Origin of the sequence: Pseudoclavibacter sp. 13-3, from assembly GCF_021168475.1 — a bacterium.
GTDB lineage: Bacteria > Actinomycetota > Actinomycetes > Actinomycetales > Microbacteriaceae > Pseudoclavibacter_A.
The window spans coordinates 70,477-88,546 of the sequence record NZ_JAJOZT010000006.1; the positions used below are offsets into that span (position 1 = coordinate 70,477).

The following is an 18,070-nucleotide window of genomic DNA, read 5'->3' on the forward strand; positions in this document are numbered from 1 at the left end:
GCGTCCGCATGTCGCCTGCGTGGTCGTGCGGTCTGCCGCACACCGCAGCAGGGTCACTCCCCGAAGCTGCCGTGGTTCAGGCGGTCGGCGACTTCAAGCGCCCAGTACGTCAGCAGCGCCTCGGCACCGGCGCGGAAGATGCCGGTCACCGACTCGTCGATCACGCGTTCGCGGTCGAGCCAGCCGTTCGCGGCGGCGGCCTCGATCGAAGCGTACTCGCCTGACACCTGGTACGCCCAGACCGGCACCGGGCTGATCTGCGACACACGGTAGAGCACATCGAGGAACGACGCGGCAGGCTTCACCATCACCACGTCGGCGCCTTCTGCGATGTCGAGCTGTGCCTCGCGCACACCCTCTCGTCCGTTCGCCGGATCCTGCTGATAGGTGCGGCGGTCACCCGTGAGCTGCGAGTCGACGGCCTCGCGGAACGGCCCGTAGAACCCAGACGCGTACTTGGCCGCATAGGCGAGCAGCATGACGTCCTGGTAGCCGTTTGCGTCGAGCACGTCGCGCAGGTAGCCGATCTGTCCGTCCATCATTCCGCTCGGCGCGAGCATGTGCGATCCTGCCTCGGCCTGAGCCAGCGCCATCGCACCGTAGCGCTCCAGCGTGGCGTCATTGTCGACCCGCCCCTGCGCATCGAGCACGCCGCAGTGGCCATGATCGGTGAACTCGTCGAGGCACAGATCGGTCTGGATCACGATCGCATCGCCGACCTCTTCGACCATCGCGCGCACCCCGCGCTGCACGATGCCGTCTGCGGCATCCGCCTGCGAGCCGACTGCGTCGAGGTGTGCCGGAATGCCGAACAGATTGACGCCGCCGATGCCCGCCTCAGCGGCGCGAGCCGCGATGCGGCGCAGCGATTCGACGGTGTGCTGCTCCTGGCCGGGCAGCGCCGAGATCGGCACCGGCTCAGTCGCATCCTCTCTCACGAACAGCGGCAGAATCAGCTGCGACGGCTCGATGCGAGTCTCGCGCATCATGCGCCGCACGGCCGGCGACTGACGCAGGCGCCGCGGACGAACGCGGGGAAAGGCCGCGAGCGCCGGGGCTCCGAGCTCGCCGGGGGTGCGCGATCCGCCGGCGGGCAGATCATAGGCATGGTCTGAAGCATGTGCAGTCATTTGGTGACTCCTTCTGTCGCTGACTGGTCGGTAACGCTGCTCCGGCTGATGCTGGGCGCGCGTGAGATTGTGGTGGCCGCGCCGGTGCGGCGGCGGCCGGCGGCGAGCTCGGCGAGGACGGCGAGCATCCCGGGGATGCTGTGCTCGCGTGCCGTCGCCGCAATGCGCAGCCCGAGCACCTCGGCGTCGTTCGTGGTCTGCTCGCCGATCGAGACGAGCACGGTCTGCGCGGCCGATGCGCCGAACTGGATGGCGACCTGCTGCGCGACGGTGCCGCTGGTCACGAGAACGGCGTCGATCGCTCCGCGGCGCACGTCTTCGATGGCCTGCTGCGACAGAGCAACGCCGATGGTGCGGTAGGCGTCGACGACGTCGACCTGCCAGCCGAGCGCGCGCAGCCCCTGATCGAGCGTGGCGTGCGCCTGTGCCGAGTGCGGCAGCAGAAGCCGAGCACGATCATCGGCGGCGGCTTCGCCGGGTCGGGGGAACACGTCGAGCAGACCGTGCGCACTCTGCTGCTGCGGGACCAGATCTGGGCTGAGGCCGAGCCTCGCCTGCACGGCTGCGGCTGTCGTGGTGCCGACGCATGCGGTGCGAAACCGCGGCGTGGTGGCTGCTAGACCGCAGTCGTCGAGTGCGTCGACGCCGCGCTGACTGGTCAGCACGACCCAGTCGTAGTCGCCGGCCTGCAGCCGTTCGACCGCCTGTTCGAGCTTCGAAGCGTCTGCGGGCGGCACCGTGCGGATCAGTGGTGCGACGACCGGCACCCCTCCTCGAGCGGCGATCTCAGCGGCGATGCGCTCGCCTTCGGTCCCGCCGCGAGGAACGAGCACACGCCATCCGTGCAGATCTGCGGTCACAGCGTCGTGCGTTGCAGCGTCGGTCACGCTGGCCTCCGGGCATCTGCCGCCGCGATGATCCGGGCGGCCCCCGCAGCGATCAGCTGCTGCGCGACGCGCTCGCCCTCACTGACGCTCCAGGCTTCGGTCGTCGCAGCATCTGCAACCGCGCTGAGCATCTCGCCGAGCTCGAGCACCTCATCGACGGCGACATCGTGCTGAGCGTCGTCCAGGTCATAGACCCGAGCATGCAGTTCGACCGAGCGCAGGTCAGACGCGACGACCGCATACACGCCGACCGGAGCGGCGCATCCACTGCCCAGCCCGCCCAGCACAGCACGCTCGAGGGTCGCGACCAGACGAGTCGGGGCATGGTCGAGGGCGGCGACCAGATCGCTCTCGCCCTGTCTCGTCTCGACGGCGAGCACGCCCTGAGCCGGTGCCGGCACCCAGGTGTCGATGGGCAGCGGCTCGTGGTGGTGCGTGGCCGCCGAGGGCAGCCGTTCCAGCCCGGCCGCAGCGATGATCACACCGTCGAGGTCATGGTCTACTCGACCGATGCGGGTGTCGATGTTGCCGCGGATGTCGACGATCTCGACATCAGGTCGTGCCCGGCGCAGCTGTGCCTGGCGACGCGTCGAACCGGTGCCCACCCGAGCCCCGTGCCTGAGCCCGGAGAGACCTTCGCCGGCGCGCGTCACGATCACATCCCGCGGATCGACCCGCTCGGGCATCGCTGCGATGTCAAGGTGCTGCGCCTGCGCGGTGGGCAGGTCTTTGCACGAATGCACGACCACATCGTAGTCACCGGCGGCGAGGCCCTGTCGCAGTGCGGTCGCGAACACGCCGACGCCTCCGATCTGTGCGAGTGAGGCCTTCGACACGTCGCCGTGAGTCACCACCGGCACGAGTTCAACCGCATACCCGGTCGCCTCCTCGAGCGCGTCTGCCACCAGCTGCGACTGTGCCACCGCCAGTCGCGAACCGCGCGTTCCGAGACGAATGGTCGTGCCTGTCACTTTGCCACCTCTTCATGTGTCGGGTCGGCTGCCGTCTCGTGCGACGCACCGCTTTCAGTGTGCGCGGAGTGAGCCAGCAGTTTCAAGGTCTGTTCCCGAGCGTGCGGCATCACCGATGCGAGGCCGGTGCCCGAACGCCATGATCCGACCACCGCGAGGTCTCCGTGGTGCGCGACTGCGGCATCCACCGCCTGTCGAATCTCGATCGCCCGATCGCTCGGCTGCACGTTCAGCCAGTGGTGCACCGCAGACGCGACCACTGCATGATCTGCGATGTCGACGCCGGTGAGCACGCGCGCGTCGCGCACCGCCTGGGCACGCAGCTCATCGTCGCCCAGCGCGGTCGGCTGCCCGGCGCGGCCGTAGCTCAGCCGCAGCACGTGACGACCGGGGTGAGTCGAGGCTGCGGCGTCGGTGATCCAGCGCCATTTGGCCGAGGCGTGCGTCATCGCCTTCGCCTGCACATCAGGCGCATCAGCGGTCACGAGCAGGCCGGTGCCGCGGGGCTCGGCATCGAGTCGCGCGTCGTCGACGACCAGGGTCACGAGTGCGACGGCCGCCGGATGCGCCCAGCCGCCCGCCTCGAAGATCTCGAGCAGGTGCAGGGCGGGGTCGGCCGTGGTCGCCAGCACGAGTTGGGCTGCGGTGTGCCATGCCGGTGAGCTCGGCTCATGCACCTGCCGCTCGGCTGGCGCGCCGTCTGCTGCGCCGGCGTCGATCGCATCGGCACGCACACGCCACCCGTCGGTCATGCGTTCAATGCGATCGACTCGGCTGTGCAGCAGAATGCGACCGCCCGCGACGACGATGCGGCTGCGCAGCCGGTCGGTCAGAGTGTGCATGCCCCCGGCGAGCCCGCGCACGGCAGACCCTGGAGCACGCTGCGCCTGCAGATTCCGCACCGCTGCGCTGAGCGTTCCGGTCTCGGCGAGCGCAGCGAGCAGGCCGTGCGCGACCGATTCGACGGGCATCTCATAGGGGTCGCCCGAGTAGATGCCACCGGCCACCGGGGCGACCAGCCGGTCGACCACGGCACGGCCCATGCGCTGCTCGACGAGCGTGCCGAGAGTCGTCGCCCGGGGTTCCACAGCGTCGACGCCGACTGACGGCGGCAGAGTCAGATCGAGCCGTGCGATGCGCGCTCCCTCGGCGCCAATGGCTTCGACGAGCTCACCATACGCCGCGCCTTGCTCGTCGAGGTCTGCGGGAATGCCCAGCAGCCCCGTGCGCGGCAGGCGGCTCGCAGCGAAGCATCCGTCGCAGCGGTAGCCGACCCACGCACCCGCGGGATTCGGCGCGACCACTCGGCCGGCCAGCCCGAGCTCGGCCAACAGCGGTTCGACCCTGCCGCCGCGAGTGGCGAACGATTCGGTGCCGGCGTCCATCTCGAGACCTGCGAGCACATGCCCCGTCACCGGCCCACCGACGTGATCGCCGGCTTCGAGCACGATCACGCGTCGCCCGGCCTGCACCGCCGTCCAGGCGCTGACCAGCCCGGCGATGCCGCCGCCGACGACCAACAGATCGGCATCGAGCTCAGCATTGCGTTGCTCGGTCACCGCTCGGTCGCCTCCCACGCGTGCACGTGTGCGACGAGGCGGGTGAGCACGTCGGGATCGGTCGTCGGCGGCACACCGTGGCCGAGGTTGAACACGTGACCGGCAGCTCGCTGTCCGGCCGCCAGAATGCGGTCAGCGGCGGCCTCGCGCACTGCGGACGGCGCACCGAGCAGCGCCGGGTCGAGGTTGCCCTGCACCGGAACGTCAAGGCCCAGCCGATCGATCGCGTCGGCCAGCTCAGTGCGATAGTCGACGCCCACCGCGTCGGCGCCTGCGTCGCGCAGGTCGCAGAGCATCTCGGGCCCGGCGAGACCGAAGTGGATGCGTGGCACGCTGCGTGCGTCGACGGTGCGCAGGTCGGCCACGCTGGCGAGCACGCGGGCGGACGCCGGGCGTACGTGTGCACGGTAGACGGCCGGGGCCAGCGACCCGACCCATGAGTCGAAGAGCTGCACGGTCGATGCTCCGGCGAGCACCTGTGCGCGCAGGAACGCCGCAGAGTAGTCGGCCATCTTCATCACGAGACGCTCCCAGACCTCGGGCTCGGCGAACATCAGTGCACGCGCGGCCAAGTGGTCTTTCGAAGGGCCGCCTTCGACCAGATAGGCGGCGAGAGTGAAGGGAGCGCCGGCGAAGCCGATCAACGGAGTGCCGCCCAGCTCAGCGACGGTGAGGCGCACGGCCTCGGCGATCGGCGCGAGCTGATCGGCGGTGAGTTCGGGCAGCGCATCCACGGCGGCCGCAGTGCGCACGGGCGAGCCGAACACGGGGCCGCGCCCGGGAACGATGTCGACGTCGACCCCGGCCAGCTTCAGCGGAACGACGATGTCAGAGAAGAAGACCGCTGCATCCACGTGATGGCGACGCACCGGCTGCAGCGTGATCTCGGCGGCGAGATCGGGGCGCAGACACGCGTCGAGCATCGCAACGCCCTCGCGCACCGTGCGGTACTCAGGCAGCGACCGCCCCGCCTGACGCATGAACCAGACCGGCACGTGTGCTGACGACTCGCCGCGAAGGGCCCGCACCAGAGCCGAATCAGCAGTTGATGCTGGGGCGTTCGATGCAGGAGAGACCGGGTTCAGCGGGTGCGCGGCAGGAAGACTCACACGGCCATTCTCGCAAACATCTGACGATTTAGAGAATTGACCGAAAACGCTTAGAATGTCAGACGTGCTTCTCTGCGTGTCGTCCAGTCACAAGAACGCGCCGTTCTCCCTGCTCGAGGGACTCTCCGGCGCTGCCGATGCTGCGCGCACTCTGACGTCTCGAAGCGAGTTCTTCGGCGGAGCGGTCGTCGTCGCCACCTGCAATCGCTTCGAAGCCTACCTCGATGTGCGCCAGCCCGAAGGCTCAGATCCCCGACTCGCAGTCGTGGCCGCCTGGCAGGCGGTGTGCGCCCACACCGGAGTCGACTATGAAGACTTGAAGACCGGCAGCGCGGTCTACGTCGGCGACGCCGCCGCCCAGCATCTGTTCTCGGTGACCGCCGGCCTTGAGTCGCTCGTCGTCGGCGAGACCGAGATCTCTGGTCAGGTCGCCGCAGCCCTCGAGCACGCGCGCAAGATCGGCGCCACCACCTCTGATCTGGAGCGGCTGTTCCAGACCGCGGCGAAGACCTCCCGCGAGGTGAAGAACCAGACCGAGCTCGGCCGCATGGGTCGTTCGATCGTGCAGCTGGCGCTCGATCTGAGCGACAGCCGCATCGTCGACTGGTCGAAGCTGCGCGTGCTGCTGGTCGGCACCGGGCAGTACGCCCGTGTCACCGTCGCCGCGCTGAAGGCTCGTGGCGTCACAGACATCGCGGTGCACTCAGCCAGCGGACGAGCCGAGCATTTCGCAGAGGTGCGCGAGCTGCGCGCGGTGCAGGCGGAGCGCCTCCCCCATGAGCTCGCCTGCGCCGACCTGATCGTGACCTGCACGACGTCGCCGCATACGGTGGTCGACGCCGAACTCCTGCGTGTCAGCCGCGCCGAAGCCAGCCACGTCGGATTCTCCCGTGCCGTTGTCGATGCGACGGGCAGCGATGCCGATGCCGCGGTGTGCCCCTTCGAGCATGGCTCAATCGGCGCGGTCTCGGCTGTGCCGAATCTGCCGGCTCGTCAGCTCATCATCGACCTCGGCATGCCGCGCAACGTGGCTGTCGACGTCACCGATCTGCCCGAGGTCGAGCTGCTCGATCTTGAGACGATCAAACTGCACGCTCCGCTGAGCGAGCTGCGATCGAGCGACGATGCCCGTTCGCTCGTCGACGAGGCCGCGCAGAGCTTTCATCAGCAGCGCAATCAGCAGCGGGTCGGCCGCGGGCTCGCGCAGCTGAAGGCGATGTTCTTCGACAAGCTCGATGCCGAGATCGAGCGGTCGCGGCATCACGAGCCGAGCCAGGCGAACACCGAGAAGGCGTTGCACCACTTGGTGGGTGTGCTGCTGAACACGTCGATGCAGCGTTCGCGCGATCTGGCGGCAGAAGATCGCCCGCACGATTTCGTCGACGCGCTCGAGGCACTGTACGGCATCCAGGTCGACATGGCCGATGAAGACGTCGAGACCTGCGGACGCTGCCCGATCGCGCATGAGATCTTGGGGCCGCACACGTATCGTGCCGCTGATGACGACACGCTGCGTTCGGTGAGCTGAGGCTGTTCGATCTCAGCTTCGAGTGAGCAGCGGCTCAGAGTGCAGCGCGCACCGGGTTCGTGAGCTCGCCGACGCCAGTGGCCGCCACGGTCACACTGTCTCCGGGCACGATCGGCCGCACGCCTGCGGGCGTTCCGGTCAGAATGACATCGCCGGGCAGCAGGGTGAAGGCCTGGCTGATGAACGCCAGCAGGGTCGGCACATCGAAGATGAAGTCTTTGGTCTCACCTGACTGCGCCGCCTCGCCGTTGATCGACGACGTCACGGTCACTGAGGCAGGGTCCAGCTCGGTCTCGATCACGGGGCCCAGCGGGCAGAACGTGTCTAGGCCCTTCGCCCGAGCCCACTGCCCATCCCCCTGCTGCAGCGTGCGCGCACTGACGTCGTTTGCCACGGTGTAGCCGAACACCGCCTTCTGCCAGTGCTCGCGCGGCAGGTTCTTCACGACCTTGCCGATCACGATTGCCAGCTCGGCCTCAGGCTCGATGGTTCCGGCGAACTCCGGAATCACGATCGGGTCGCCCGGGCCGATCACCGAGGTGTTCGGTTTGAAGAAGAGCAGCGGATGCGTCGGCACCGCGTTGCCCTTCTCTGCCGCATGGGCGGCATAGTTGCGTCCCACCGCGATGACTTTCGAGCGAGGGATGACCGGGGCGAGCAGTCGCGCATCGGCAAGCGGAACGCGATCGCCGGTCGTGTCGTAGCCGGCGAACATCGGGTCGCCATTGAGAACGACGATCTCGTCGCCGTCGATGATGCCGAATGCCGGGTCAGCGCCATTGCGGCTGAAACGTGCGATCTTCATGCTTCACTCCATTGGTCGATCAAGGCGGTGGCACCGGCGCAGTCCGCGCGAATGCCACCGCCTTCTGATGAGAGACAGCCTGATCGGCGGCTCAGGCCAGGCGGGTCATCCAACCGCGCTTGTCCTCGACGCGACCGAACTGGATGTCGGTGAGCGCCTTGCGCAGGCCGTGCGTGACCTCGCCGCCGGTCTGGGCCGGTGCGGGAATCGTGAAGTCCGGGCTGCGCAGCTCGGCGAGAGGGTTGATGACCGCAGCGGTGCCGCAGGCGAAGATCTCGGTGATCTCGCCCGACTCCACACCCTGGCGCCACCAGTCGAGCGACACCGAGGTCTCCTCGACGGTCAGGCCGAAGTCCTCGGCCGCGATCTGCATCACCGACTCGCGGGTCACGCCGTGCAGAATCGAACCGGTCAGCTTCGGAGTGACAAGACGTCCGTGCTTCGTGACGAACATGATGTTCATGCCGCCGAGCTCGTCGACGTTCGTGTGCGTCTCGGCGTCGAGGAACAGCACCTGCGAGCAGCCGTTGCGGTAGGCCTCTTCCTGAGGCTCCAAGCTGGCAGCGTAGTTGCCGCCGCACTTCGCCTCACCCGTGCCGCCGAGAGCGGCACGTGAGAAGTCGGTCGACAGCCAGATGTTGACGGGCTTCACCCCGTCTTTGAAGTACGGGCCGGCCGGGCTGGCGATCACGATGTACTTGACCTCATGCGCCGAGTGCACGCCGAGGAACACCTCGGTGGCAATCATGAAGGGGCGCAGATAGAGGCTCTTCTCGCCTTCGGCATCGGGCACCCAGTCGGCGTCGGCCTGCACGAGCTCTTTCAGCGACTGCACGAAAGTGTCGACCGGCAGCTCAGGCAGCGCCAGGCGCTCGGCCGAGCGCTGGAATCGGTGTGCGTTGCGGTCAGGGCGGAACGTCCACACGCTGCCGTCTGCGTGGCGGAAGCCCTTCAGACCTTCGAAGATCTCCTGGGCGTAGTGGAAGACGCTCGCCGCGGGATCGACCGAGAGCGGACCGTACGGCAGCACCTGTGCGTCATGCCAGCCCGCCTCGTGGGTGTAGTCGACCGTGACCATGTGATCGCTGAAGTGCACGCCGAAGCCCGGATCTTTCAAGATCTCGGTGCGCGTCGCAGCATCGGTGGGGTTCGTGGTCAGATGCTTTTCGAAAGTCATCGCGTTCGTCTCAGTCATTTCGTCCTTCTTCAGAGAGGTCTACAGAGTTCTTGTCGTGGTGCAGCTGCCAGCTCAGGGATGGTGGAGCGCGGGGGCGCACATGCGGCGCGATCGTGTCGCGCGAGGCGGCTTCGGCGCCGCACCCACTATCGTACCGCGCATGCTGCCGTGCTGCGGCAGGCGTGCCCGGATGGATCAGAGCGCACGGCGCCGAACGTGCGGTCAGCCCTGCAGGCGGGCCACGATCGCATCGCCGATCTCGGCAGTCGTGCGCACGACGTCCGCCCGCGACGCGGTGTCGGCCCGCACCGCCTCGACGATGCGACCGGCCGACGCGGCATGCCCCTGCGTCTGCAGCATGAGCGCCACCGAGAGGATCGCCGCCGTCGGGTCGGCCTTCTGCTGGCCGGCGATATCGGGTGCCGAGCCGTGAATGGGCTCGAACATGCTCGGTGCGGTGCCGTCGGCGTTGATGTTCGCGGATGCTGCCAGGCCGATTCCGCCGGTGACCGCTGCAGCGAGGTCGGTCAGGATGTCGCCGAACAGGTTGTCGGTGACGATCACGTCGAAGCGGGCCGGGTCGGTCGTCAGGAAGATCGTGGCAGCGTCGACGTGCAGGTAGTCGTGGGTGACCTCGGGGAAGTCCACGGCGATCTCGTCGACCAGACGCTGCCACATGCCGCCGGCGTTCACGAGCACGTTCTTCTTGTGCACGAGCGTGACATGGTGTCGCGGGCGCTTTGCGGCCGTCTCGAACGCATAGCGGATCACCCGGGCCGCGCCGAACGCGGTGTTCACCGACACCTCGGTGGCGACCTCGTGCTCGGTGCCGACGCGGAGGGCTCCCCCGTTGCCGGTGTAGAGCCCCTCGGTGCCCTCGCGCACGACGACGAAGTCGATGTCGCCGGGGCTCGAGAGCGGTGAGCGCACGCCGGGGAAGAGCTCGACCGGTCGCAGGTTGACGTACTGGTCGAATGCGAAGCGCAGCTTCAGCAGCAGACCGCGCTCGAGCACGCCCGCGGGCACACGACGCGGGTCGCCGACGGCGCCGAGCAGCAGCACATCGTGCTGACGCAGCTCGTCGAGGGTCTCGTCCGTGAGCACCTCGCCGGTGCGCTCGTAGCGGCGAGCCCCCAAGTCGTAGTCGGTCGTGCCGAACTCGAAGCCGTCTTCGACGGCGACGGCCTCGAGCACTTTGAGCCCCTCGGCGACCACCTCTGGCCCGATGCCGTCACCGGCGATGACTCCGAGATCGATGCGTGTGCTCACCATTTCCTCCTCAGGATTGACCCGGCCTGCAGGGCGCAGCAGCGCCGCCGGGCACGACGTGTTCCAGCCTAGCGGCAGCACAGGTACAGTGTCAGAAAGCCAGATCACCAGACCGGCGCCCCCGCCGCGCGGGTTCACACACGAGGAGTCACCATGATCGAGCAGATCACCCCGCAGCAGGCACTCGAGCGTCAGCAGGCCGGCGCCGTCATTCTCGACGTGCGCGAGACCGACGAGTTCGCCGGGGGTCACGCGGTGGGTGCGGTGAACATCCCGCTCTCCGAGCTGCAGGCTCGCCTGGGCGACGTGCCCGACGCCGACGATCTGCTGGTCATCTGCCAGGCCGGCGGACGCTCCCAGCAGGCCGCGCTGTGGCTCGATCAGCAGGGCATCGCCGCCGCGAACATCAGCGGCGGTACTTTCGCTTGGGCGTCAGACGGCCTGCCCGTCGACTGATCGGCACCCGCGTCAGCGGCTTCGACTCACTCTCCGAAGAGCAGGTGAGAGAGCACGATGTCGTTGACCTGCGGATTGGCCATGACGAGCTGCTGCACCGAGATCATGATCAGCGGAACGACGGCCCATCCGGTCACATAGGTCAGCAGGCGTCGCCACCAGGTCATTCCCCGAGTGATCCACCATGATGCCGCCAGCAGCGCGAGCGGCACGACGAGGCCGACCAGCAGCAGCGTCCATCTGACCCAGCCGAGACCCGCGAAGACGGCCTGCCAGCCGGTGTCGGAGTTCGCGAAGGCGAACGCGAACGCCTGCCACACCGGGTAGGCGAAGAGCACCGCCGCCAGCACGCCCCACAGCGCGTCTGAGACGCGGATGCGCAACCCGCCCGGCTGCTCGGCTGCAGCCCCGGCGCGGTCGCCGGCGTTCGCCCGCGACTCTTCGGTCTGCGTGTCGTCGCCCAGCACCACGGTGTCGACGGACTCGGCGCTGCTCGGGTTCAGGCTCTCACCGCTCGTCTTGTTCGACTCGTGGCCGGTGCTCACTGTGCGCCTCCGATGCTCGCGGTGATCAGTGTGATGATCCAGGGCCACGGTGCCAGCAGCACCAGCCCCAGCACGAGCCAGAGCATCTGCCAGTACCAGCGGCGGCCGCGCACGAAGCAGACGGCGAACACGACCCAGAGCGCCGGGCCGGCGAGGCCGAGCAGCATCTGCACGCGATCGACACCGTCGAGCAGCGGCTGCGGCGGAGTCGCCAGGCGCTTGAGCAGAATCGTCACCCACGAGATCGTGTAGACGAGAAAGACGCCGAGGATCGCACCATAGCCGATGAGCACGCCGGAAGGCAGCTGGTCGATCGCGGCCAGTGCGCTGCGATCCTCTTCGACCACCGGCACCTCTTCATGGTCGGTCGGCCGACTTCCGGGCACGACGGCCGAGGCATCAAGCCGGTCTGACTCCCAGACGAGCGCCTCGTCGTCGGTGCCGCCGCGTTCTCTGTCACCCATGCTCTCAGGCCTCGCCATCTCCGGTTGCGTGAACGTCATCGGTTCGGGCCTGGTCGCTCGAACGTGGTCCGCCCTCAATGATACTGATTCCAGACACGGCTGAGGGCCGCCCGACACTGGTTCGGGCGGCCCTCAGGGTCTGTGTCACCTCATCTGTACGCGGAGGAGGTCACGCGGGTGCAGCGTGGATCAGGCGTGGCGATCGACCTGGCCCTCGACGTAGTCGGCGTCGATCTGAGCGTTCGACCACGAGAACAGCTTGCGCAGCCCCTTGCCGGTCGCCTCGATCGGGTGCTCCTGGCCCTCGGCGCGGAACTTCTTGAACTCCGGTGCGCCGGCGGCCTGGTCGGCCATGAAGCGCTCGGCGAAGGCACCCGACTGGATGTCGGCGAGCACCTCTTTCATGTGCTGCTTGACGCTGGCGTCGATGACGCGCGGCCCCGACACGTAGTCGCCGTACTCGGCAGTGTCAGAGATCGACCAGCGCATCTTGGCGATGCCGCCCTCGTTGATCAGGTCGACGATGAGCTTCATCTCATGGCAGACCTCGAAGTACGCGATCTCAGGCTGGTAGCCCGCCTCGGTCAGGGTCTCGAAGCCGGTCTGGATGAGCTTCGACAGACCGCCGCAGAGCACAGCCTGCTCGCCGAAGAGGTCGGACTCGGTCTCTTCTTTGAACGTGGTCTTGATGGCGCCGGCGCGGGTGCCGCCGATGCCCTTGCCGTATGAGAGGGCGGTCTCGAAGGCCTTGCCCGACTCGTCGTTCTCGACGGCGACCAGGATCGGCACGCCGCGGCCGGCCTCGTACTCGCGACGCACGGTGTGTCCCGGTCCCTTCGGCGCGATCATCACGACGTCGACGCCCTTCGGCGCCTGGATGTAGCCGAAGCGCACGTTGAAGCCGTGCGCGAAGAGCAGCGTCTTTCCCTCTGCGAGGTTGGGCTCGATCTCATTCTTGTAGATGTCGGCCTGGTACTGATCGGGTGCGAGTACGACGATGAGGTCGGCCCACTTGGTCGCCTCGGCGTTGCTGAGCACCTCGAAGCCGAGCTCCTCGACACGAGCGCGGGTCTGCGAGCCCTCGCGCAGGGCGACCTTCACCTCGACGCCCGAATCACGAAGGTTCAGCGCGTGCGCATGGCCCTGTGAGCCGAAGCCGATGACGGCGACTTTCTTGCCCTGGATGATGGTCAGATCGGCATCGTCGTCATAGAAGATCTCTGCTGCCATGGTGTTACTCCATTTCTGTTGTGTGGATGCGGTGGGAATGTGAGTCTGTCGGGTCACCGCCCGGTGTGGGCTGCGGTCAGCCGCGCGTGACGCGGTCGGTCATCGACCGCGGGCCGCGCGAGATCGCAAGCAGGCCGGACTGCACCAGCTCGCGAATGCCGTACTGCTCGAGCAGTTTGAGCAGAGCACGGTTCTTCGCGGCGTCGCCGGTCACCTCGATGACGACGGCGTCCTGGCTGACGTCGACGACACGGGCGCGGAAGAGCTCCACGACCTCGACGATCTGCGAGCGCGTGCCGGGGTCGGCCTTGACCTTCACCAGCATGTGCTCGCGCAGCACCGAGGCCTCGTCTTCGAGCTCGACGATCTTGATCACATTCACCAGCTTGTTCAGCTGCTTGGTCACCTGTTCGAGCGGCTGGCGCTCGACGTTCACGACCACGGTCATGCGCGAGAATCCCTCGACCTCGCACTGCCCCACGGCGAGCGAGTCGATGTTGAACGCGCGCCGGGCGAACAGCCCGGCGACTCGGGTCAGCAGGCCGGGGGTGTCCTCGACCAGCATTGAGAGCACATGCTTGCTCATCAGATCACTCCTCGCCTTCGAATGCCGGTGACTCGTCTTTCGCATACTGGATGAAGTCGTTGCTGACCCCCTGCGGCACCATCGGCCACACCATCGCATCGGCCGAGACCACGAAATCGATCACCACGGGGCGGTCGTCGACCGACAGCGCCCACTCGATCGCGGCATCCACGTCATCTTCGCTCTCGACGCGGCGCGCCGCACAGCCGTACGCCTCGGCGAGCTTCACGAAGTCGGGCACCCGCTCGGAGTCGTGACCGGTGTGCAGCTCGGTGTTCGAGAAGCGCTTGTCGTAGAAGAGCGACTGCCACTGCTTGACCATGCCCAGCGACGAGTTGTTGATGATCGCCACCTTGATCGGGATGCCCTCGAGCACGCAGGTCGCGAGCTCCTGATTGGTCATCTGAAAGCAGCCGTCGCCGTCGATCGCCCAGACCACGCGGTCGGGCTGAGCCACCTTCGCGCCCATCGCGGCGGGCACACCGTAGCCCATGGTGCCGGCGCCGCCCGAGTTGAGGAACGAGTTCGGGCGCTCGTACTTGATGAACTGCGCGGCCCACATCTGGTGCTGGCCGACGCCCACGGCGTAGACGGCCTCGGGGCCGGTGAGCTCGCCGATGCGCTGAATGACGTGCTGCGGTGCGATCAGACCGTCGGTGGGCTGAGCGAAGCCGAGCGGGTAGTCTTCGCGCAGCTTGTTCAGGTGCTCCCACCAGTGCGTCAGATCGGGGGTCTGCTCCGAGGTCTCGGCCTCGTACTGGGGTACGAGCTGGTCGAGCACTTGGCGCAGGTCGCCGACGATCGGCACGTCTGCATGCCGAATCTTCGAGATCTCGGCCGGGTCGATGTCGACGTGCACGACCTTGGCCAGCGGGGCGAAGGTCTTGGCGTTGCCGGTGACGCGGTCGTCGAAGCGCGCGCCGAGGCTGACGATGAGGTCGGCCTGCTGCAGCGCGAGCACTGCGGGAACGGTGCCGTGCATGCCGGGCATGCCGAGATTCTGCGGGTGTGAGTCGGGGAACGCGCCGCGGGCCATCAGCGTGGTCACGACCGGCGCCTTGGTCGCCTCGGCGAGTGCTTTGAGCTCGGCGGATGCCCCGCTGCGGATGACACCGCCGCCCACGTAGAGCACGGGACGCTGGGCGTTCGCGAGCAGCTGGGCCGCGGCCTGCACCTGGCGGCCGTGGGGCTGCGTCGCAGGATGGTAGCCGGGCAGGGTGATCTGCGGAGGCCAGCTGAAATCGGCAAGGCCCTGCTGGGCGTCTTTGCTGATGTCGACCAGCACCGGGCCCGGACGGCCGGTGCTGGCGATCTCGTAAGCCGCGGCGAGCGCCGGGGCGACCTCGTCGGCGCTGCGCACGAGGAACGCGTGCTTGGTGATCGGCATCGTGATGCCGACGATGTCGGCCTCTTGGAAGGCGTCGGTGCCGATCAGGGTCGAGAAGACCTGACCTGTGATGGCGATCAACGGCACGGAGTCCATGTAGGCGTCTCCGATGGCGGTCACCAGGTTGGTGGCGCCGGGGCCCGAGGTGGCCAGGCAGACGCCGACGGTCTGACCAGCCGTCGCATACCCCTCGGCCGCGTGACCGGCGCCCTGCTCGTGACGCACGAGATAGTGGCGCAGGCCCTTGGCGTCCATCAGCGGGTCGTAGGTGGGCAGGATGGCGCCGCCGGGCAGTCCGAACACATCGGTGACACCGAGCTTCTTCAGCGAGGCGATGAGAATCTCTGCCCCGGTGAGATCGCGCTCTTGCACGGTGGGTGTCGGTTTCGGTGTGGGAGCCATGCCTGTCATTCCTCGATCATGATTCATTGGTTGTCGTCGTCGTGCGGCGAGTCAGAAGAAGAGCCCCGAGTTCATCGGGAAAGAGACGCAGGGAGATCTGCGTGATGAGCTTGCGAGCGTATCGTCTCTGCCGAGCACCCCTGTTCAGAACGTCTGCCATGGTTCGGCGACGTGGTCTGTCTCAGCGGCCGATCAGATGGGTTGCACCGATCCAGCCTGCGACATTCAACGCTAGCACACGCGATGGCTCCCCGGCGCCGAGACGGTCACTGCGCAAGAGCGAGATGGCGTCGCCGCAGCGAGGCCATGGTCAGCAGCACGCCGGCGAGTGCCCGTGGTCCGGTCACGGTGAACGCGGCCGCGGTGCGCCCCTCGCCCACGTGCACGCCGACGTCGCCCTCGTGCAGCGCGCGGAAGACGTCTTCGTCGGTGCGATCGTCGCCGGCATAGAAGACGACGGTGGCACCGATGTGCTGACGCAGGCGTTCGATGGCCTCGCCCTTGTTCGTCTCGCGCAGCGAGAACTCGAGCACGTCGTGACCGGCGATCACGCGGGCGACGGGCAGCTCTGCGGCGACTCGTTCGCGGGCCAGCCGCTGCAGCCCTTCAGCGTCAGCGGGACGCACACTGCGGGTGTGCAGCACGGCGCCGACGGGTTTGTGCTCGACCCAGGCGCCGTGCACGCCGGTCACGAGATCTTCGAGCGTCGAGCTCAGGCGGCTAACGTCGCGGATCGTCCCGGTGCTCAGCGGGCTGGGATCGGGAACCCCGCTGTCAAGCTGAATCTGTGCGCCGTGCGACCCCACCAGGAGCATGCCCGGAGGCGCGTCGCTGACCGCACGCAGCGATTCGAGCGCCCGGCCCGAGACGTACGCGACGTCGGTGCGCGGCAGCTGCCACAGCTGGATCACGGCCAGGTGCGAGTCGGCGAGCGACCGTGAGTCGGCGGGGTTGTCGGTGAACGGCGCGACCGTGCCGTCGAAGTCCAGCGCCACCAGCAGCTTCTCGGCCTGCGTGATGCGCTGCAGCGCAGCGTCGAGTTCGGGGGTCATGCGCGGCCGCCCGAGACGGTGTCGTCCGGCGTGGCGTCGCTCTGAGCGCGGTTCTCGGAGCTGATCTCGCGCAGTCTTGCCAGGAAGGCGTCAGACCAGCGCTCGACGTTGTCTTCGCGCACGTGCCGACGCATGATGCGCATGCGCCGGGCGACCTCTGCCTCGGGCATCTCCATCGCATCCACGATGGCCTGTTTCAGCCCGTCGATGTCATGCGGGTTGATGAGCAGTGCGGTCTTCAGCTCGTCACTGGCACCGGCGAACTCGCTGAGCACCAGAACGGCGTCGTTGTCGACGTGGGTGGCCACGAACTCTTTGGCGACCAGGTTCATGCCGTCGCGCAGAGCTGTGACGAGCAGGATGTCTGCGGCCAGGTAGAACGCCGCCATCTCTCGTCGCGGAAAACTGCGGTGCAGATACTGGATGGCCGGCCGACCGATGGTGCTGTGGTCGCCGTTGATGCGGGCGACAGAGAGCTCGATGTCGTCGCGCAGACGCTTGTACGTCTCGACACGTTCGCGGCTGGGCACGGCGATCTGGATCAGTGTGGTGTCTTCGACGTCGACGCGGCCCTCGTCCAGCAGCTCGCCATAGGCCTTGAGCCGGTGCCGGATGCCCTTCGTGTAGTCGAGTCGGTCGATGCCGAGCAGCACGCGATGCGGGTCACCCAGGTCATGGCGGATCTGCCGAGCGCGCTCCTGCACCTCAGGATCTTCGCCGAGCCGCTCGAACTCGTCGGCGTCGATCGAGATCGGGTAGTCGTGAAAGGCCGCGACATGTCCGCTGCCGCCGTCGAGTTCGGCAGGCACGTCGATCAGCCCCCGCCGAGCCGCGATGCCGAGCAGCGTGCGCACGGCTCGCGCGAAGTTGCGAGCGTCTTCAGTGCGCTGAAAGCCGATCAGGTCGGCGCCGAGCAGCCCTTCGAGAATCTGGCGACGCCACGGCAGCTGGGCGAAGAGGCCGTAGGACGGAAACGGAATGTGGTTGAAGAAGCCGATGCTGAGATCTGGGCGGATGGAGCGCAGGATGCGCGGCACCAGCTGCAGCTGGTAGTCCTGCACCCACACCGTCGCGCCGGGGCTCGCGATGTCGGCCACGCGTGCGGCGAAGCGTTCGTTGACCGACTGGTACGAATCCCACCACACGCGGTGATAGAGCGGCGGCGCGATCACGTCGTGATAAAGCGGCCAGAGCGTCGCGTTCGAGAACCCCTCGTAGTAGCGCTCGAGTTCCGTCTCGCTGAGACTGACCGGGTAGACGTGGAACGACCCGCCGCGCGATCCGCCTTCGGCGACGAAGGGCTCGAACTCTTGGTCGGGCACGCCGGGCCAGCCGACCCATGCCCCGTTCGAGAGCTCCATGACCGGCTCGAGCGCGGTGACGAGGCCTCCTGGCGAACGACGCCATCCCGGAGTTCCGTCGGGGCCGATGGTGCGGTCGACCGGCAGTCGGTTCGAGACCACGATGAGGTCGAATTTCTCCGCGGGTGTGCTCATGCCGTCTCCCTCGGGTC

Annotated in this window: 17 protein-coding genes; 2 read left to right on the plus strand and 15 right to left on the minus strand. The window is 67.7% G+C overall.

Annotated features, from left to right (window positions below; translation table 11 throughout):
* Nucleotides 1-53 precede the first annotated feature (53 nt).
* Genes hemB through hemE form a run of 5 tightly spaced genes read right to left on the minus strand, consistent with a single transcriptional unit; the run spans nucleotide 54 to nucleotide 5,656 of the window.
* Complete coding sequence (hemB, locus tag LRX77_RS09870) at nucleotides 54-1,130, minus strand: porphobilinogen synthase (RefSeq protein WP_269453858.1); 1,077 nt, start codon at nucleotides 1,128-1,130, stop codon at nucleotides 54-56.
* A complete protein-coding gene (locus tag LRX77_RS09875) occupies nucleotides 1,127-2,017 on the minus strand; it encodes a uroporphyrinogen-III synthase (RefSeq protein WP_231832734.1) in 891 nt (296 codons plus the stop codon). Before LRX77_RS09875 ends, hemB begins: the two co-directional genes overlap by 4 nt.
* Nucleotides 2,014-2,988 (minus strand): hydroxymethylbilane synthase, encoded by a 975-nt coding sequence (gene hemC, locus LRX77_RS09880; protein ID WP_231832735.1) that lies wholly within the window; start codon nucleotides 2,986-2,988, stop codon nucleotides 2,014-2,016. The genes LRX77_RS09875 and hemC overlap by 4 nt, the downstream gene beginning before the upstream one ends.
* The gene (locus tag LRX77_RS09885) at nucleotides 2,985-4,547 is read right to left on the minus strand and encodes a protoporphyrinogen/coproporphyrinogen oxidase (RefSeq protein ID WP_231832736.1); all 1,563 of its coding nucleotides are present in this window, start codon (nucleotides 4,545-4,547) and stop codon (nucleotides 2,985-2,987) included. The genes hemC and LRX77_RS09885 overlap by 4 nt, the downstream gene beginning before the upstream one ends.
* A complete protein-coding gene (gene hemE / locus LRX77_RS09890) occupies nucleotides 4,544-5,656 on the minus strand; it encodes a uroporphyrinogen decarboxylase (protein ID WP_442961630.1) in 1,113 nt (370 codons plus the stop codon). Before hemE ends, LRX77_RS09885 begins: the two co-directional genes overlap by 4 nt.
* Before the next feature lie 64 nt (nucleotides 5,657-5,720).
* On the opposite strand from hemE, the gene LRX77_RS09895 reads away from it, so the two are divergent.
* Nucleotides 5,721-7,184: a glutamyl-tRNA reductase gene (locus LRX77_RS09895; protein ID WP_231832737.1), complete on the plus strand. Its 1,464-nt coding sequence runs from the start codon at nucleotides 5,721-5,723 to the stop codon at nucleotides 7,182-7,184.
* 34 nt (nucleotides 7,185-7,218) lie between these two features.
* Here the strand turns inward: LRX77_RS09895 and LRX77_RS09900 are convergent, their stop codons facing one another.
* From LRX77_RS09900 to LRX77_RS09910, 3 genes are all read right to left on the minus strand, one after another.
* Nucleotides 7,219-7,989, minus strand: a complete 771-nt coding sequence (locus LRX77_RS09900; RefSeq protein ID WP_231832738.1) for a fumarylacetoacetate hydrolase family protein — start codon at nucleotides 7,987-7,989, stop codon at nucleotides 7,219-7,221.
* A gap of 91 nt (nucleotides 7,990-8,080) precedes the next feature.
* Nucleotides 8,081-9,184, minus strand: coding sequence for a branched-chain amino acid aminotransferase (locus tag LRX77_RS09905; RefSeq protein ID WP_442961631.1), 1,104 nt, complete (start codon nucleotides 9,182-9,184; stop codon nucleotides 8,081-8,083).
* 204 nt (nucleotides 9,185-9,388) lie between these two features.
* A complete protein-coding gene (locus LRX77_RS09910) occupies nucleotides 9,389-10,438 on the minus strand; it encodes a 3-isopropylmalate dehydrogenase (protein WP_231832739.1) in 1,050 nt (349 codons plus the stop codon).
* 150 nt (nucleotides 10,439-10,588) lie between these two features.
* Here LRX77_RS09910 and LRX77_RS09915 point away from each other — a divergent pair, with 150 nt between their 5' ends.
* The gene (locus LRX77_RS09915; RefSeq protein WP_231832740.1) at nucleotides 10,589-10,891 is read left to right on the plus strand and encodes a rhodanese-like domain-containing protein; all 303 of its coding nucleotides are present in this window, start codon (nucleotides 10,589-10,591) and stop codon (nucleotides 10,889-10,891) included.
* A 26-nt stretch (nucleotides 10,892-10,917) separates the two neighbouring features.
* On the opposite strand, the gene LRX77_RS09920 is transcribed toward LRX77_RS09915, so the two are convergent.
* The 7 genes from LRX77_RS09920 to LRX77_RS09950 form a co-directional block, all read right to left on the minus strand.
* Complete coding sequence (locus LRX77_RS09920; protein WP_231832741.1) at nucleotides 10,918-11,436, minus strand: hypothetical protein; 519 nt, start codon at nucleotides 11,434-11,436, stop codon at nucleotides 10,918-10,920.
* Nucleotides 11,433-11,900 carry a hypothetical protein gene (locus LRX77_RS09925; RefSeq protein WP_231832742.1) on the minus strand — a complete coding sequence of 156 codons (468 nt, stop codon included), beginning with the start codon at nucleotides 11,898-11,900 and terminating at the stop codon, nucleotides 11,433-11,435. Before LRX77_RS09925 ends, LRX77_RS09920 begins: the two co-directional genes overlap by 4 nt.
* A 189-nt stretch (nucleotides 11,901-12,089) precedes the next feature.
* Nucleotides 12,090-13,130 (minus strand): ketol-acid reductoisomerase, encoded by a 1,041-nt coding sequence (gene ilvC / locus LRX77_RS09930; protein WP_231832743.1) that lies wholly within the window; start codon nucleotides 13,128-13,130, stop codon nucleotides 12,090-12,092.
* 76 nt (nucleotides 13,131-13,206) lie between these two features.
* Nucleotides 13,207-13,716, minus strand: a complete 510-nt coding sequence (gene ilvN, locus LRX77_RS09935; protein ID WP_231832744.1) for an acetolactate synthase small subunit — start codon at nucleotides 13,714-13,716, stop codon at nucleotides 13,207-13,209.
* Nucleotides 13,717-13,720: 4 nt separating this feature from the next.
* On the minus strand, nucleotides 13,721-15,514 hold the full coding sequence (locus LRX77_RS09940; protein ID WP_442961632.1) for an acetolactate synthase large subunit: 1,794 nt from the start codon (nucleotides 15,512-15,514) through the stop codon (nucleotides 13,721-13,723).
* Nucleotides 15,515-15,771: 257 nt separating this feature from the next.
* Nucleotides 15,772-16,557 carry a trehalose-phosphatase gene (otsB, locus tag LRX77_RS09945; RefSeq protein ID WP_231832746.1) on the minus strand — a complete coding sequence of 262 codons (786 nt, stop codon included), beginning with the start codon at nucleotides 16,555-16,557 and terminating at the stop codon, nucleotides 15,772-15,774.
* Entirely contained in the window at nucleotides 16,554-18,053 is a 1,500-nt protein-coding gene (locus tag LRX77_RS09950) for an alpha,alpha-trehalose-phosphate synthase (UDP-forming) (protein ID WP_231832747.1), read from the minus strand. The genes otsB and LRX77_RS09950 overlap by 4 nt, the downstream gene beginning before the upstream one ends.
* Between the last annotated feature and the right edge of the window lie 17 nt (nucleotides 18,054-18,070).